16 protein-coding genes are annotated in these 15,091 nt (G+C 71.2%); 8 read left to right on the forward strand and 8 right to left on the reverse strand.

Annotated elements, in window-relative coordinates; translation table 11 throughout:
* Positions 1-66: 66 nt before the first annotated feature.
* Both G3I78_RS52050 and serB read left to right on the forward strand, forming a co-directional pair.
* The gene (locus G3I78_RS52050; RefSeq protein WP_239157936.1) at positions 67-2,439 is read left to right on the forward strand and encodes a streptophobe family protein; all 2,373 of its coding nucleotides are present in this window, start codon (positions 67-69) and stop codon (positions 2,437-2,439) included.
* 281 nt (positions 2,440-2,720) lie between these two features.
* Positions 2,721-3,935, forward strand: a complete 1,215-nt coding sequence (gene serB / locus G3I78_RS19775; protein WP_164426352.1) for a phosphoserine phosphatase SerB — start codon at positions 2,721-2,723, stop codon at positions 3,933-3,935.
* Between the two features lie 77 nt (positions 3,936-4,012).
* Here serB and G3I78_RS19780 read toward each other — a convergent pair whose 3' ends face one another.
* The 4 genes from G3I78_RS19780 to G3I78_RS19790 form a co-directional block, all read right to left on the reverse strand.
* Positions 4,013-4,531: a histidine phosphatase family protein gene (locus tag G3I78_RS19780; protein ID WP_164426354.1), complete on the reverse strand. Its 519-nt coding sequence runs from the start codon at positions 4,529-4,531 to the stop codon at positions 4,013-4,015.
* A 65-nt stretch (positions 4,532-4,596) separates the two neighbouring features.
* Positions 4,597-4,803 (reverse strand): hypothetical protein, encoded by a 207-nt coding sequence (locus G3I78_RS19785; RefSeq protein ID WP_164426356.1) that lies wholly within the window; start codon positions 4,801-4,803, stop codon positions 4,597-4,599.
* A gap of 173 nt (positions 4,804-4,976) precedes the next feature.
* Complete coding sequence (locus tag G3I78_RS52860) at positions 4,977-5,087, reverse strand: SGM_5486 family transporter-associated protein (protein ID WP_275424837.1); 111 nt, start codon at positions 5,085-5,087, stop codon at positions 4,977-4,979.
* 47 nt (positions 5,088-5,134) lie between these two features.
* A complete protein-coding gene (locus tag G3I78_RS19790; RefSeq protein WP_164426358.1) occupies positions 5,135-6,484 on the reverse strand; it encodes a CynX/NimT family MFS transporter in 1,350 nt (449 codons plus the stop codon).
* Between the two features lie 70 nt (positions 6,485-6,554).
* On the opposite strand from G3I78_RS19790, the gene G3I78_RS19795 reads away from it, so the two are divergent.
* Complete coding sequence (locus tag G3I78_RS19795; RefSeq protein ID WP_164426360.1) at positions 6,555-7,250, forward strand: FadR/GntR family transcriptional regulator; 696 nt, start codon at positions 6,555-6,557, stop codon at positions 7,248-7,250.
* Here the strand turns inward: G3I78_RS19795 and G3I78_RS19800 are convergent.
* From G3I78_RS19800 to fabG, 3 genes are all read right to left on the reverse strand, one after another.
* Positions 7,225-7,578: a hypothetical protein gene (locus G3I78_RS19800; RefSeq protein ID WP_164426362.1), complete on the reverse strand. Its 354-nt coding sequence runs from the start codon at positions 7,576-7,578 to the stop codon at positions 7,225-7,227. The two genes, G3I78_RS19795 and G3I78_RS19800, sit on opposite strands and share 26 nt — an antisense overlap.
* A 159-nt stretch (positions 7,579-7,737) precedes the next feature.
* The gene (fabI, locus tag G3I78_RS19805) at positions 7,738-8,505 is read right to left on the reverse strand and encodes an enoyl-ACP reductase FabI (protein ID WP_164426364.1); all 768 of its coding nucleotides are present in this window, start codon (positions 8,503-8,505) and stop codon (positions 7,738-7,740) included.
* 5 nt (positions 8,506-8,510) lie between these two features.
* Positions 8,511-9,215 (reverse strand): 3-oxoacyl-[acyl-carrier-protein] reductase, encoded by a 705-nt coding sequence (fabG, locus tag G3I78_RS19810; RefSeq protein WP_164426366.1) that lies wholly within the window; start codon positions 9,213-9,215, stop codon positions 8,511-8,513.
* 250 nt (positions 9,216-9,465) lie between these two features.
* On the opposite strand from fabG, the gene G3I78_RS19815 reads away from it, so the two are divergent.
* The 3 genes from G3I78_RS19815 to tyrS are packed head-to-tail and all read left to right on the forward strand — an operon-like array spanning position 9,466 to position 13,706.
* Positions 9,466-10,989: a TldD/PmbA family protein gene (locus G3I78_RS19815; RefSeq protein ID WP_164426368.1), complete on the forward strand. Its 1,524-nt coding sequence runs from the start codon at positions 9,466-9,468 to the stop codon at positions 10,987-10,989.
* Positions 10,986-12,380 (forward strand): metallopeptidase TldD-related protein, encoded by a 1,395-nt coding sequence (locus G3I78_RS19820; protein ID WP_164426370.1) that lies wholly within the window; start codon positions 10,986-10,988, stop codon positions 12,378-12,380. The genes G3I78_RS19815 and G3I78_RS19820 overlap by 4 nt, the downstream gene beginning before the upstream one ends.
* A gap of 57 nt (positions 12,381-12,437) precedes the next feature.
* Positions 12,438-13,706: a tyrosine--tRNA ligase gene (gene tyrS / locus G3I78_RS19825; RefSeq protein WP_164426372.1), complete on the forward strand. Its 1,269-nt coding sequence runs from the start codon at positions 12,438-12,440 to the stop codon at positions 13,704-13,706.
* A 38-nt stretch (positions 13,707-13,744) separates the two neighbouring features.
* Here tyrS and G3I78_RS19830 read toward each other — a convergent pair whose 3' ends face one another.
* Positions 13,745-14,023: a GlsB/YeaQ/YmgE family stress response membrane protein gene (locus tag G3I78_RS19830; RefSeq protein WP_164426374.1), complete on the reverse strand. Its 279-nt coding sequence runs from the start codon at positions 14,021-14,023 to the stop codon at positions 13,745-13,747.
* A 245-nt stretch (positions 14,024-14,268) separates the two neighbouring features.
* Between G3I78_RS19830 and G3I78_RS19835 the strand changes: the two genes are divergently transcribed.
* On the forward strand, positions 14,269-14,667 hold the full coding sequence (locus tag G3I78_RS19835; RefSeq protein WP_164426376.1) for a DUF3099 domain-containing protein: 399 nt from the start codon (positions 14,269-14,271) through the stop codon (positions 14,665-14,667).
* A gap of 190 nt (positions 14,668-14,857) precedes the next feature.
* On the forward strand, positions 14,858-15,076 hold the full coding sequence (locus G3I78_RS19840) for a hypothetical protein (RefSeq protein WP_123759849.1): 219 nt from the start codon (positions 14,858-14,860) through the stop codon (positions 15,074-15,076).
* Positions 15,077-15,091 lie beyond the last annotated feature (15 nt).

Raw genomic sequence — 15,091 nt, forward strand, 5'->3', positions numbered from 1 at the left:
GAGAGTGGTAAGCCACGCGAGGGGACATGCGCGGTTTCGGCCGCGCCGCGGATCGGGGGGTCTGCCATGAGCGCGTCCATGAGCCTCGGAACGACGAAGCACGGCGCGAAGCTGCCGTGGGTGGACATCCTGCTGTCCGCCATAGCGTCGGTGAGCTGGGCGCTGATCGGGATGGCGGGCACCGCCGCGCTCGGTCTGCACTTGCTGGAAGCCGACTCGGCGGCCTCGCTGGGACCGATGACCGCGGCGGTCGTGGCCCTTGCGGCGGGTGGTTCGGTCACGCCCTCCGGCGACGTGTCCGCCTTCGGGCTGACGGGCGCGGAGGCGGCGACCGCCATCGAGATCACGCCACTGGGTGTCAGCCTGGTCGGCGCGCTCCTTCTGTCATGGTTCTTCCTACGATCCCTGCGGGCCGCCGGAGCGGTGATCGCACCGTCCGAACTCCTCGCGCGCGCGGGCTCGGTGATCGCGCTGTTCGTGGCGACGCTGGGCGGGCTGGCCTGGGCGGGGCACGACGTCATCACCATCGACGGGGGCGCGCTGGGCCTCGACAAGCTGCCCGGCGCGGGCGGCGGCGGCCTCGACATCCCCGGGCTCGGCGACGTCGGCGACATCGGGGGGCTGCTGCCGGACCAGATCGGCAACCTCATCGACGCGAAGGCGGCGGTCGGGTTCACGGTGGACACCGTGCCGACCCTGCTCGGCGGGCTCGGCTGGTCGGCCGGAATTCTGCTGATCGCGCTGCTGGCGTCCCGTCGTACGCCGTTGCCGGCCGGCTGGGAGGCCGTGCACCGCGTCGTACGGCCGGCCGCGTCCGCGCTCGTGACGGTGCTGCTGGTCGCGGTCGTCGCGGGGTTCTCGGCGGGGGCGTACGCGGCGATCGGCGACGACCACCCGAAGCGGATCGCCGGTGCCGCGCTCCTCGGCGCGCCGAACGGGGTCTGGCTGGGCATCCCGATCGGCCTCTTCGTCCCCTTCGACGGCCGCGCCACGGGCGTCCTCACCAACTTCCTCCCCGATCCCCTGGACCGGCTCCTCGACTCCGGCTCCGAACAGTCCGTGACGCTCGGCCGGTTGGCGGAGCTGGACGGGCGGGTGTGGTTGCTGGGGGTGGGGGCGGCGATGCTGATGCTGCTGGCGGGGGTGCTGGTGGCGGTGCGGACGCCGGTGGGGGGCGGGGCGTCCGGGCCTGGGGTGCCTTCCGAGGTCGTACGGGATCCGGGGGCTCTTCGTTTCGCGGGGCGGTGCGCGCTGCGGCTGGGGGCGGCGACCGCGCTGACCTTGCCGTTGCTGGCCTGGCTGACGGAACTGTCGGTGGATGCCTCACTGTCCGTACTGGGGTTCGACGCGTTCGGGGCGGGAGTGCGGTTGCGGGGGCAGCTGGGGGTGGCGTTGCTGCTCGGCGCGGTGTGGGGGGCGGCGGCGGGCGCGGCCGGAGCACTGCTGGCTCGGGCGACGGGGGCGGCGGGCTCTCGGGCCGCGGTGTTGGCACGGGGTGACTTGGCGGGGGTGGGGGCTGGTGCCGGGGCGCAAGGGGCCGGGGTCGGTGGGGGTTCGGGGTATGCGGGGGCGGGTGGGCCGTATCGGGGCGCCGGGTCTTATGAGGGGGAGGCCGGGGCGTATCAGGGGGGCGGCGGGCCTTACGGCGGTGGGGTGTCGGGGATGCCGGGGATGTACGGGGCGGGGGCTGAGGGGCATGGCGGTGAGGCCGGCGCGTATGGCGGTGAGGGGGCGGGAGGCTATGGCGGCGGGGCTGGGGCGTATGAGGCGGCGGGGAGTGAGGCCGGTCCTTACGGAGACGGCAGGTCCGGGGCGCCAGGCGGCACGGGCCGACCGTACGACGACAGCGGGTCGAAGGCGTACGGCGGCGGAGCCGGGCCATACGAGGCGGCGGGGAGTGAGGCCGGTCCTTACGGAGACGGCAGGTCCGGGGCGCCAGGCGGCACGGGCCGACCGTACGACGACAGCGGGTCGAGGGCATACGGCGGCGGAGCCGGGGGTCCTGGGCACGGCGATGAGCAGGCCGGGGGTGCGGGGCAGGAGAGTGGGGCCGGGCCTTATGCGCCCGGTGGGTCTTACCGGCCTCCTAATCCGGCCACGAATCCGTATCTGCGGGTACCGGACGAGTTGCTGCGGGGGCCGGAGGACGCGGTGCCGCCCGAGCGGGGTCCGCGGGCGGCTGGTGGGTACGGGCAGGGCGAGGGCTCCCGGTCTCAGGACGAGGCGCCGCACTCCGAGGACGACTCGCCGCCACGGAATGACGTGTACGGCGCCCCGACGGTGGCTCGCCGGTTCGACCCGCCGCAGCGGTCGCCCCGGCAACGGCCCGGTAGCCGACGCCGTTCCTCTCCGGAGGAGGGGTCACCACCGCCACCTCCTCCGCCACCTCCGCCGCCCCCTCCTCCGCCGCCGCCGGGGAATCCCAAGGGGCGGCGCTGATCCGGCTCGGACCGGAGGACTGGGCCGGGGTTGATCACCTGGGGGGCGCGTCGCACGCCGGCCGGTCGGACACGGCGGCGCGCGAGGCCGTCGTAGCCATGGACGGGTCTACGGCGAGACCCTGACCGTCCACCATCTCAGCGGCCGAAGCCCCGCCCGCGCCCGCGAAGACGTGTCCGACATGTAAGGACCCCGCCACCCGTTCGACACCGATTGTTCCGTGTCCGTCAGACGGACCGCGGGAGCAGAAGGCACTGGGTGCCGGATACGGTGGGAACACCATGAGCGCTTCGCAGACCTCGCCCTCCGACGTCCCCACCCTTCTCGTCAAGATCTTCGGGAAGGACAGGCCGGGTATCACGGCCGGTCTCTTCGACACCCTCGCCGCCTACTCCGTCGACGTGGTCGACATCGAGCAGGTCGTCACCCGTGGCCGCATGGTGCTGTGCGCGCTCGTGACCGCGCCGCCCCGCTCGCTGGAGGGTGATCTGCGTGCGACCGTCCACAGCTGGGCGGAGTCGATCAAGATGCAGGCCGAGATCATCTCCGGTCTGGGCGACAACCGGCCGCGCGGGCTGGGGCGTTCGCTGGTCACCGTGCTCGGGCATCCGCTGACCGCGGAGGCGACCGCCGCGATCGCCGCCAAGATCGCGAAGGCGGGCGGCAACATCGACCGTATCTTCCGGCTGGCCAAGTACCCGGTCACGGCGGTCGAGTTCGCGGTGTCCGGCGTGGAGACGGAGCCGCTGCGCACCGCCCTGGTGCTGGACGCCTCGAAGCTCGGCGTGGACGTCGCCGTCGTGGCCGCGGGACTGCACCGCAGGGCCCAGCGGCTTGTCGTGATGGACGTGGACTCGACGCTCATCCAGGACGAGGTGATCGAGCTCTTCGCGGCGCACGCCGGCTGCGAGGACAAGGTCGCCGAGGTGACCGCGGCGGCGATGCGCGGCGAACTGGACTTCGAGCAGTCGCTGCACGCGCGCGTGGCGCTGCTGGAGGGGCTGGACGCCTCGGTCGTCGACAAGGTGCGCTCCGAGGTACGGCTGACGCCGGGCGCCCGCACCCTCATCCGTACGCTGAAGCGGCTCGGCTTCCAAGTCGGTGTGGTCTCGGGTGGGTTCACCCAGGTCACCGACGATCTGAAGGAGCGGCTGGGGCTGGACTTCGCCCAGGCCAACACGCTGGAGATCGTCGACGGGAAGCTCACCGGCAAGGTCACCGGGGAGATCGTGGACCGCGCCGGCAAGGCGCGGCTGCTGCGCCGGTTCGCCGCCGAGGCCGGGGTCCCGCTGTCCCAGACGGTGGCGATCGGCGACGGCGCCAACGACCTGGACATGCTGAACGCGGCCGGGCTCGGGGTCGCCTTCAACGCCAAGCCGGTGGTGCGGGAGGCCGCGCACACCGCGGTGAACGTGCCCTTCCTGGACACGGTGCTCTATCTGCTGGGCGTCACCCGCGAAGAGGTCGAGGCGGCGGACGCGCACGAGGAGGACTGAACCCGGCGTACAGCCCAGGGGCCCGGCACCTTCGTGGTGCCGGGCCCCTGGCGTGTCTCGCGCGGGTGGGGTCGCCGTCAGTCGGACGGTGCCCAGTAGTCGACCAGGGTGGCCACGCCGGGCTCCAGGGTCTTCCAGGGGCCGCTGAAGGTCAGGACGGCGAAGGCGGCGGCCGGGAAGCCGCGGTCGCTCATTCGCCGGCGGGCATCGCCCTCGGCGGCGCCGGCGAGGATGTCGGCGAGGCCCTGCACACCGGGGTTGTGGCCGATCAGGACGGCGTTGTGCACGTCGTCCGGGGTTTCGTTGAGCACGGCGATCAGCTCGCCGGGGGAAGCCTCGTAGATCCGCTCCTCGTAGACGGTTTTCGGCCGGTGCGGGAACTCCTGCACGGCGAGCTTCCAGGTCTCACGGGTCCGGGTCGCGGTGGAGCAGAGGGCCAGGTCGACGGGGATGCCGGAGTCGACCAGCCGCCGTCCGGCCTCCGCCGCATCTTTTCGGCCCCGGTCGGCGAGCGGCCGCTCGTGGTCGGTCACCTGGGGCCAGTCGGCTTTCGCATGCCGGAAAAGGACAATCCTGCGGGGTTCTGCGACGCTCATGGGATCCAGCTTCGCATGAAACAGGCCAACGGGCGCAGGGAGTTGACGGGCGGCTTCGCCGGTGCTCAGCGCGTTATGAGCTGCTGTACATGCTCCAGGAACCGGGTGACGGCGGGGTCGCCGGAGGCCGCGTGCGCGTCGGAGGGGTTGAGGATGAGCGCCAGGAGCACCACGAAGGCGAGCGTCGGCAGGGCGAGGGCCCACCAGGGCAACCGGATGTCGACGCCGCCCCGGGACGCCGGGTGGGGCGGGGTGTGCGCTGGGGCCGACATGAGTGCCTCCGCTCTTCGAGTCCTGCGTGATCCGCTTCGCGCGGTCACATCTCGAAGTTACGGAACCGGGGGCCCTCAACCCATCCGGTGATCCACCCAGTTGACCCTGACACTCGCCCCCTAGGGGACAGGGGGGTTAACCCCACCGTCGCCCCGGGGAGCGGCTCGGCGGATCAGGGCGAGGCGATCGTCGCGATGACGGCGATGACGATGAAGATGGCGAAGAACGAGCCGAAGATCAGCAGCATCTTCTTCTGGCCGTTCTGAGGGTTCGGGTCGAGCATGCGGCCAGTCTCGCACCCCGGTCTCTTACCCGGGCCGCCAGGGTGCCTCAGCGGGCCGCCTCCTCCTCGACCGTGCGGTCGCGGCCGGCCAGTACGCCGACGGCCATCTGCGGGAGCATCAGGCCGACCATGAGCGCGATCGGCAGCCCCCAGCCGCCGCTGTGCTGATAGAGCACGCCGACCAGGAGCGGTCCCGGGATGGAGATCAGGTAGCCGGTGCTCTGCGCGAAGGCGGACAGCTGGGCGACGCCCGCGCCGGTCCTGGCCCGCATCCCGACCATGGTCAGGGCCAGCGGGAACGCGCAGTTGGAGATGCCGAGCAGGACGGCCCAGGCCCAGGCACCGGCGGCGGGGGCGAGGTACAGGCCCGCGTATCCGGCGAGTCCGCAGACGCCGAGCGCGATCACGATCGGGCCCTGGTGGGGCAGCCGGGTGGCCACGCGCGGGATGACGAAGGCGAGCGGGACGCCCATCACCATCGTGACGGCCAGCAGCAGGCCCGCGGTGCCCGCGGGCACGCCCGCGTCCCGGAAGATCTGGGCCATCCAGCCCATGGTGATGTAGGCGGCGGTGGCCTGGAGCCCGAAGAAGACGGCGAGCGCCCAGGCGGTACGGCTGCGGGTGATCCGCAGCGCGGGCGGCTCCTCGCGCGCGGGCACGCTCCGGACCGGACCGGCGCCCGCCACGCGCGCGTGCACCTGGCGGGACACCGCCTGCCCGGCCGGCGCCGGCCCCCGGTCCCGTACGAGCGGGATCCACGGCAGTACGGCCGCCGCGGCCAGGCCCGCCCACACCGCGAGCCCGGACTGCCAGCTGCCGCCCAGCGCCTCGGTCATCGGCACGGTCACGGCGGCCGCGGTCGAGGTGCCGAGGGCGAGGGCCATCGAGTACAGGCCGGTCATGGAGCCGACCCGGTCGGGGAACCAGCGCTTGACGATGACCGGCATCAGGACGTTGCTGACGGCGATGCCCATGAGGGCGAGGGCGCTCGCGGCCAGGAAGCCCGCCGTGGAGCCCGTGTAGGGCCGTATCAGCAGGCCCGCCGTGATCGCGACCATGCCCGCGCACACCACCGCGCCCGGGCCGAAGCGGCGGGCCAGCCGGGGGGCCATGACGCCGAAGACGGCGAAGCAGAGCGGGGGCACCGAGGTGAGGAGGCCGGCCAGGCTGCCGCTCATGCCGAGTCCGTCGCGCACCTCTTCGAGGAGGGCGCCGAGGCTGGTGATGGCGGGGCGGAGGTTGAGGGCGGACAGCACGATCCCGACGACGACCAGGCGCACCGCCCACGCGCGCGGGGCGGCGGGCACCGTGGCTGCCTCCTCGGTCGCCGTCGCGGAACTGCGTGCGGTCATGGACTTCACCGTCCGGGTTTCCTCGCTTGCCATGACACCCATCATAGAATCATGGGATGATTGGTTGTCCATCCCCGGACCGCCCGCCATCGGTCCGCCCGTGCGAAGGTGTGCCATGCCCCTGAGCCATCCCCGTCGTTCGGCCCTGTCCGAGCAGGTCATCGCCGCGCTGCGCAACCAGATCACCTCGGGTGAGTGGCCGGTCGGCTCCCGGATCCCCACCGAGCCCGAGCTGGTCGAGCAGCTGGGGGTCGCCCGCAACACCGTCCGCGAGGCCGTCCGCGCGCTCGCGCACAACGGCCTGCTGGACATCCGCCAGGGCTCGGGGACCTACGTCGTGGCGACCAGTGAGCTGGCGGGCGTGATGCACCGCAGGTTCGCCGACGCGGACCCACGGCACGTCGCCGAGCTGCGCTCCACCCTGGAGTCGTCCGCCGCGCGGCTGGCCGCCGAGCGGCGCACCGAGAAGGACCTCAAGCAGCTGGACGCGCTCCTGGTGCGCCGCGAGGAGGCGTGGGCATCGGGCGACAAGGAGGCCTTCGTGACCGCGGACGCCACCTTCCACCTCGCCGTGGTGGCCGCCTCGCACAACGACGTGATGACCGAGATGTACGCGGACCTCGGCGAGGTGCTGCGGGACTGGCTGCGCGAGGACGTCGGCGAGGAGCTGACGCCGGAGACGTACATGGACCACACCCGGCTCGTCGACGCGATCCGCGCGGGTGACGCGACGGCCGCCGCCGAGGAGGCCGCCGGCTATCCGTTCCTGTGCCGTCCGGGGCGGTTCAGCGCGCCAGCTTCCGGTGGCTGATCCACAACGCGCGGACCTCTTTCCAGCACCGGCCGCTCAGCCGCACGGTCTGCGCGGGCCCGGCCTCGACCATGCCGCCGTCGCTGTCGACGTCCCACCAGCGGTCGCACTCGATGTGCAGGGTGACGCCGTCGGTCCGCGGATAGGGGTTGTGGCAGTACGCGGTCACACGGGAGCCGGTGATCCGGCTGTGGCACCCCGCGCCGAACAGCTCCGGTGCGGCGGCCCTGGGCGCCTTCACGCGTGCGTGTGGCAGCGCCTCGTACGGCAGGGACATCACGAGACAGACGGCGGCGGTCACTGAGGCCAGGCTGCGGGACAGGCGCACAAGGGGACCTCCTCGGCCGTGCTGGGGAGGGAATCGCGGGGTGAACGCGTAATCCAGGGTGCGCAGTTGCGGCCGCCGGGCGCCTGGCCTGGTGGGCCGAACGAGTGAGGGCCCGTGTCCTGGAGGACACGGGCCCCGCACGGCGGCAGAGGTTCGGTGCTACGCGCCGATGGCGTGCAGACCGCCGTCCACGTGGATGATCTCGCCGGTGGTCTTCGGGAACCAGTCGCTCAGCAGGGCGACGATGCCCTTGCCGGCCGGCTCCGGGTCCTTGAGGTCCCACTCCAGCGGGGAGCGGTCGTCCCACACGGAGGCCAGGTCGCTGAAGCCCGGGATGGACTTGGCGGCCATCGAGCCGATCGGGCCCGCGGAGATGAGGTTGCAGCGGATGTTCTGCTTGCCCAGGTCGCGCGCGATGTAGCGGCTGGTGGCCTCCAGGGCGGCCTTGGCGGGGCCCATCCAGTCGTACTGCGGCCAGGCGTACTGGGCGTCGAAGGTGAGGCCGACGACCGAGCCGCCGTTCTGCATCAGCGGCAGACAGGCCATGGTCAGCGACTTCAGGGAGTACGCCGAGACGTGCATGGCGGTGGCCACGGACTCGAACGGGGTGTTCAGGAAGTTGCCGCCGAGGGCGTCCTGCGGCGCGAAGCCGATGGAGTGCACGACGCCGTCCAGGCCGCCGAGCTCCTCGCCGACCACGTCGGCCAGTCGGCCCATGTGCTCGTCGTTGGTCACGTCGAGCTCGATGACCTTGGTGGGCTTGGGGAGCTTCTTTGCGATGCGCTCGGTCAGCGTGGGCCGCGGGAACGCCGTCAGGATGATCTCGGCGCCCTGCTCCTGGGCCAGCTTGGCGGCGTGGAAGGCGATGGAGGACTCCATCAGCACACCGGTGATCAGGACGCGCTTGCCTTCGAGGATTCCGCTCATGGTGATCAGTGACCCATTCCCAGTCCGCCGTCAACGGGGATGACGGCTCCAGTGATGTACGAGGCGTCGTCGGAGGCGAGGAACCGCACCGCCGCGGCGACCTCCTCCGGCTGTGCGTAACGACCGAGCGGCACCTGCTTCACGATGCCCTCACGCTGCTCGTCACTGAGCACCTTGGTCATGTCGGTGTCGACGAAGCCGGGCGCGACGACGTTGAAGGTGATGTTGCGCGACCCCAGCTCACGGGCGAGGGAGCGCGCGAAGCCGACCAGGGCCGCCTTGGAGGCCGCGTAGTTGGCCTGGCCGGGGCCGCCGTAGAGGCCGACGACCGAGGAGATCAGGACGACCCGGCCCTTCTTGGCGCGCAGCATGCCGCGGTTGGCGCGCTTGACCACGCGGAAGGTGCCGGTGAGGTTGGTGTCGACGACCGAGGTGAAGTCCTCCTCGGACATGCGCATCAGGAGCTGGTCCTTGGTGATGCCGGCGTTGGCGATCAGGACCTCGACCGGGCCGTGCTCGGCCTCGATCTCCTTGTAGGCCTGCTCCACCTGCTCGGAGTCGGTGATGTCGCACTTGACCGCGAGGAAGCCGGCCGGCGGCTCACCGGAGCGGTACGTGATGGCGACCTTGTCGCCGGCGTCGGCGAATGCGCGGGCGATGGCGAGGCCGATGCCCCGGTTGCCTCCGGTGACGAGAACCGAGCGGCTCAACGGATCACCCTTTCGATAGGGGTCTGACACATCCGCCCGAACACGTGGATGACAGGCGGCTTCTTTGAAAACCTATCGGGCCGCTCCCGCCCGGGGACATTCGGGCACCGACAGTGGGTTACGGGACTCGCTGTCGGGTCCCTACAGAAAGATGCCGACAGCGGGCGGAAACGTGTGGTCCCCGCACCGGTCGCCGCGACATGATCGGAGCGACCGCCGGCCGCCCCCATCCCGACAGGAAGAGACCCAGGTGCCTCATACCATCGACGAAGCCTTCACAGCGCTTCCCCTACGCGCCCTCGCGGACGCCGCGCTGGCACGCGCGCGTGCGCTCGGCGCCGAGCACGCGGACTTCCGGTTCGAGCGGGTGCGCAGCGCGTCCTGGCGGCTCAGGGACGCCAAGCCCGCCGGTACCTCGGACACCACCGACCTCGGGTACGCGGTGCGGGTCGTGCACGGCGGCACCTGGGGCTTCGCGTCCGGCGTGGACCTGTCGCTGGACGCCGCCGCCAAGGTCGCCTCGCAGGCCGTGGCCATGGCGAAGCTGTCCGCGCAGGTGATCCGGGCCGCCGGGTCCGACGAGCGGGTGGAGCTGGCCGACGAGCCCGTGCACGCCGACCGCACGTGGATCTCGTCGTACGAGATCGATCCGTTCTCGGTGCCCGACGAGGAGAAGGCGGCGCTGCTCGCGGACTGGAGCGCGCGGCTGCTCGGGGCGAACGGCGTCAACCACGTCGACGCCTCGCTGCTCACCGTGCACGAGAACAAGTTCTACGCCGACACCGCGGGCACCGTCACCACCCAGCAGCGGGTCCGGTTGCACCCGCAGCTGACGGCCGTGTCGGTGGACGAGTCCAGCGGTGAGTTCGACTCCATGCGGACCATCGCGCCGCCGGTCGGACGCGGCTGGGAGTACCTCACGGGCACCGGCTGGGACTGGGAGGGCGAGCTGGAGCAACTGCCCGGGCTGCTCGCCGAGAAGATGCGCGCGCCGAGCGTCGAGGCGGGCCTGTACGACCTCGTCGTCGACCCGTCCAACCTCTGGCTGACCATCCACGAGTCCATCGGCCACGCCACCGAACTGGACCGCGCGCTCGGCTACGAGGCCGCCTACGCCGGCACCTCCTTCGCCACCTTCGACCAGCTCGGCAAGTTGCGCTACGGCTCGGACCTGATGAACGTCACCGGTGACCGCACCGCCGAGCACGGCCTCGCGACCATCGGCTACGACGACGAGGGCGTCGCGGGCCAGTCCTGGGACCTGGTGAAGGACGGCACCCTCGTCGGCTACCAGCTGGACCGGCGGATCGCGAAGCTCACCGGGTTCGAGCGCTCCAACGGCTGCGCCTACGCCGACTCCCCCGGGCACGTCCCGGTGCAGCGCATGGCCAACGTCTCGCTCCAGCCGGACCCGGCCGGGATGTCCACGGAGGACCTGATCGGGAGCGTGGACCGCGGGATCTACGTCGTAGGGGACCGGTCCTGGTCGATCGACATGCAGCGCTACAACTTCCAGTTCACCGGGCAGCGGTTCTTCAGGATCGAGAACGGGCGGATCACCGGGCAGCTGCGGGACGTCGCCTACCAGGCGACCACCACGGACTTCTGGGGCTCGATGGCCGCGGTGGGCGGGCCGCAGACCTATGTGCTCGGCGGCGCCTTCAACTGCGGCAAGGCCCAGCCTGGGCAGGTCGCGGCGGTGTCGCACGGCTGTCCGTCGGCCCTCTTCAAGGGCGTCAACATTCTGAACACCACGCAGGAGGCCGGTCGATGAGCCCGCGTACCAACAAGCCGCACGAGATCGTCGAGCAGGCGCTCGCGCTGTCTCGGGCGGACGGCTGTGTCGTGATCGCCGACGAGCACTCGACCGCCAACCTGCGCTGGGCGGGCAACGCCCTCACCACGAACGGCGTCACGCGCGGGCGCACGCTCACCGTCGTCGCGACCGTCGACGGCAAGGAGGGCACCGCCTCCGGGGTCGTCTCCCGGTCGGCGGTGACCGCGGACGAGCTGGAGCCGCTGGTCCGGGCCGCCGAGGCCGCCGCGCGCGGCGCCGGGTCCGCTGAGGACGCCCAGCCGCTGGTCACGGGTGTGCCGGAGTCCCCCGACTTCACGGACGCGCCGACCGAGACCTCCTCGGCCGTCTTCGCCGACTTCGCCCCGGCGCTGGGCGAGTCCTTCGCACGCGCGCGTGCGGGCGGCCGGGAGCTGTACGGCTTCGCCAACCACGAGCTCGTGTCGACGTACGTGGGCACGTCCACGGGGCTGCGGCTGCGGCACGACCAGCCCAACGGCACGCTGGAGCTGAACGCCAAGTCGCCGGACCGCACCCGCTCGGCCTGGGCCGGACGCTCCACGCGGGACTTCAAGGACGTCGATCCGGCGGCGCTGGACGCCGAACTCGCCGTACGCCTCGGATGGGCCGAGCGGCGCGTGGAGCTGCCCGCCGGGCGGTACGAGACGCTGCTGCCGCCGACCGCGGTCGCGGATCTGCTGATCTATCTGCTGTGGTCGGCGTCGGGCCGGGACGCGGCCGAGGGCCGGACGGTGTTCTCCAAGCCGGGCGGCGGCACCAGGATCGGCGAGAAGCTCACCGACCTGCCGCTGACGCTGCGCAGCGACCCGAACGAACCCGGTCTGGAGTCCGCGCCCTTCGTCGTCGCGCACTCCTCCGGGGGCGACCAGTCGGTGTTCGACAACGGTCTTCCGGTCGGCGCGACCGAGTGGATCAGGCAGGGCTCGCTGGCGCATCTGACGACCACCCGGCACAGCGCGGGCCTGACCGGGCTCGGGGTCGCCCCGGCGATCGGCAACCTGGTCCTGGACGGCGGCCAGGACGTCTCCCTGGACGAGATGGTCGCGAACACCGAGCGCGGGCTGCTGCTGACCTGCCTCTGGTACATCCGCGAGGTCGACCCGGCCACGCTGCTGCTCACCGGGCTGACCCGGGACGGCGTCTACCTCGTCGAGAACGGCGAGGTCACGGGCGAGGTCAACAACTTCCGGTTCAACGAGTCGCCGGTCGGCCTGCTGGGCCGGGCGACGGAGGCCGGGCGCACGGAGAAGACGCTGCCGCGGGAGTGGAGCGACTGGTTCACCAGGGCCGCGATGCCCGCGCTGCGGGTACCGGATTTCAATATGAGTTCTGTCAGTCGGGGCGTATAACCTCGTAGGCGGTAGTCACTCGACTGCCCGAGGATCTTTCGAGGAGATACGAGAACCGTGACGGACATCGTCGACGAGCTGAAGTGGCGAGGGCTGTGGGCCCTGTCCACCGACGAGGACGCTTTGCGCAAGGCGCTCGCGGACGGTCCCGTCACGTTCTATTGCGGTTTCGACCCGACCGCGGCCTCTCTCCACGTCGGTCACCTGGTCCAGGTCCTCACCATGCGCCGGCTCCAGCAGGCGGGCCTGCGCCCGCTGGCGCTGGTGGGCGGTGCCACGGGCCAGATCGGCGACCCCCGCCCCACGGCGGAGCGCACGCTGAACGACCCGGAGACCGTCGCGAACTGGGTGAACCGGCTGCGCGCGCAGATCGAGCCGTTCCTGTCCTTCGAGGGCGAGAACGCCGCGACGATGGTGAACAACCTGGACTGGACGGCCGGCATGTCGGCCATCGAGTTCCTGCGGGACATCGGCAAGCACTTCCGCGTCAACAAGATGCTCACCAAGGACTCGGTCGCGCGCCGGCTGGAGTCCCAGGAGGGCATCAGCTACACGGAGTTCAGCTACCAGCTGCTCCAGGGCATGGACTTCCTTGAGCTGTACCGGCGGTACGGCTGCACGCTCCAGCAGGGCGGCAGCGACCAGTGGGGCAACCTCACGGCGGGCCTGGACCTGATCCACCGGCTGGAGCCGGAGGCCTCGGCGCATTGTCTGGCGACTCCGCTGATGGTCAAGGCGGACGGCACCAAGTTCGGCAAGACCGAGGGCGGGGCCATCTGGCTCGACGCCGAGATGACGACGCCGTACGCGTTCTACCAGTTCTGGCTGAACGTCGACGACCGGGACATCTCGACGTACATGCGCATCCTGTCCTTCAGGTCCCGTGCGGAGCTGGAGGAGCTGGAGCGGCAGACCGAGGAGCGTCCGCAGGCGCGGGCCGCGCAGCGGGCGCTGGCCGAGGAGCTGACGACACTGGTGCACGGCGCCGACCAGACGGCCGCCGTGATCGCGGCGAGCCGTGCCCTGTTCGGGCAGGGCGAGCTGGCGGAGTTGGACGCCAAGACGTTGGCCGCAGCACTTTCAGAGCTACCGAACATCAAGATCGACCGGTTGTCCCAGGTCGTTGACATGCTGGCTGCGACTGAATTGGTCGCCAGCAAGTCGGCCGCGCGCAGGACGATCAAGGAGGGCGGCGTTTACGTGAACAACGTGAAGATCACCGCCGAGGACGCGGTTCCCGCTCTGCAAAGCCTGCTGCACGGTCGCTGGCTCGTGCTGCGCCGGGGCAAGAAGAACCTGGCCGCTGTCGAGGTCACCGGAGCATGAACGTAGAAGGGGCGCGGAGGTTCTCCGCGCCCCTTGTGTCAGGTCTGTTGTTTCCTCTTGCCCAGCGTCGCCATGTAGAGCATGTCGCCGACGCCGACGATGATGACCGCGGCGATCAGCTGGAACGCGTGGCGGCTCCAGTCGATGCCGGAGGTCGCGTCGACGCCCGCCCAACGCGCGATGGCGTTGCCGACGATGGCGCCCAGCATGCCGAAGATGGTGGTCAGCCAGAGGGGACTGTGCTGTTTTCCGGGGATGATCGCCTTCGCGATCAGACCCAGCACGAATCCCACGATGATCGCCCACAACCAGCCCATGGCTGCCTCCTCGTACGGCTCGACGTGAGCATTACGGCCAGTGTCGGTCCGTTCGCCGTACGGCGCATGTCGGGTACGGCCGTACGTGCGGTGGGCGAGGTCGTTCGCCCAGGCGGGAGGTGCCCCGGTCTCGTAGGCGGCGGAGGCGCGGCGTAACGTGGAGGCTGTTCCGGCCCGGTGTCCGCACCGGGTGGGGAACGGATGTGGGGCGGGGAGAGTCCGATGCGGGCGGATGGTGGAATGTGATGCGGAAGCAGCGTGGCGGCGGCAGCGCCGAGGTGTTCCGGATCACCGGAGCCCGGACGAGCCTCCAGGACGACGTGCGCGGGCGGCAGCGCCGGTACGTCATCTCGATGACGGTCCGTACGCTGTCGGTGGTGCTCGCGGCCACGCTCTGGAACGTCGAACGGCACGTCGCGATCGTGGCGCTGGTGCTCGGGGCGGTTCTGCCCTATATCGCCGTCGTCGTCGCCAATGCGGGGCGGGAGAACGCGCCGTCGCTCCCGTCGACGTTCGTGACCGCGCCGACCCGGACGATGATCATGCCGCCGCGGGCCGAGGACGACTTCGCGGAACCCGTCCCGGAAGACGGTTCGGGCGGTTCGGCGTCGGGTGCGCGGGGCGAACCGCACGAGCGGACATGAGAAGTCGGCTCCGTACCAAGCTCAAGAAAAGCTCAGATCAATCATGTTGTTCCAGTGCCGGGCGACGGGTTACCCGTGACATACTTCCTACGCGCTCCGCATCCCCCGTCGGAGCGACAGACCGACGCCGGGCAGCTCCCCCCGTGGCTGCTCGGCGTCGCCTTTTCCACCCCGGTTGTGAGACGAATCCGTGAGTGACGAGACCCCGATCTGCTCCGCGAAGGGCTGCCGTGTCGACGCCGTCTGGGTGCTCGCGTGGAACAACCCGAAGATCCACACGCCGGAGCGGCGGAAGACGTGGCTGGCCTGTGAGGAGCACCGGGAGCATCTCTCGCAGTTCCTCGGGGTGCGGGGGTTCCTCAAGGACGTCGTGAAGTTCGAGGACTGGCAGGCGCCCGAAGGGGCCTAGGGTCCCCGGACCGGC

This window comes from Streptomyces sp. SID13726, assembly GCF_010548375.1.
GTDB lineage: Bacteria > Actinomycetota > Actinomycetes > Streptomycetales > Streptomycetaceae > Streptomyces.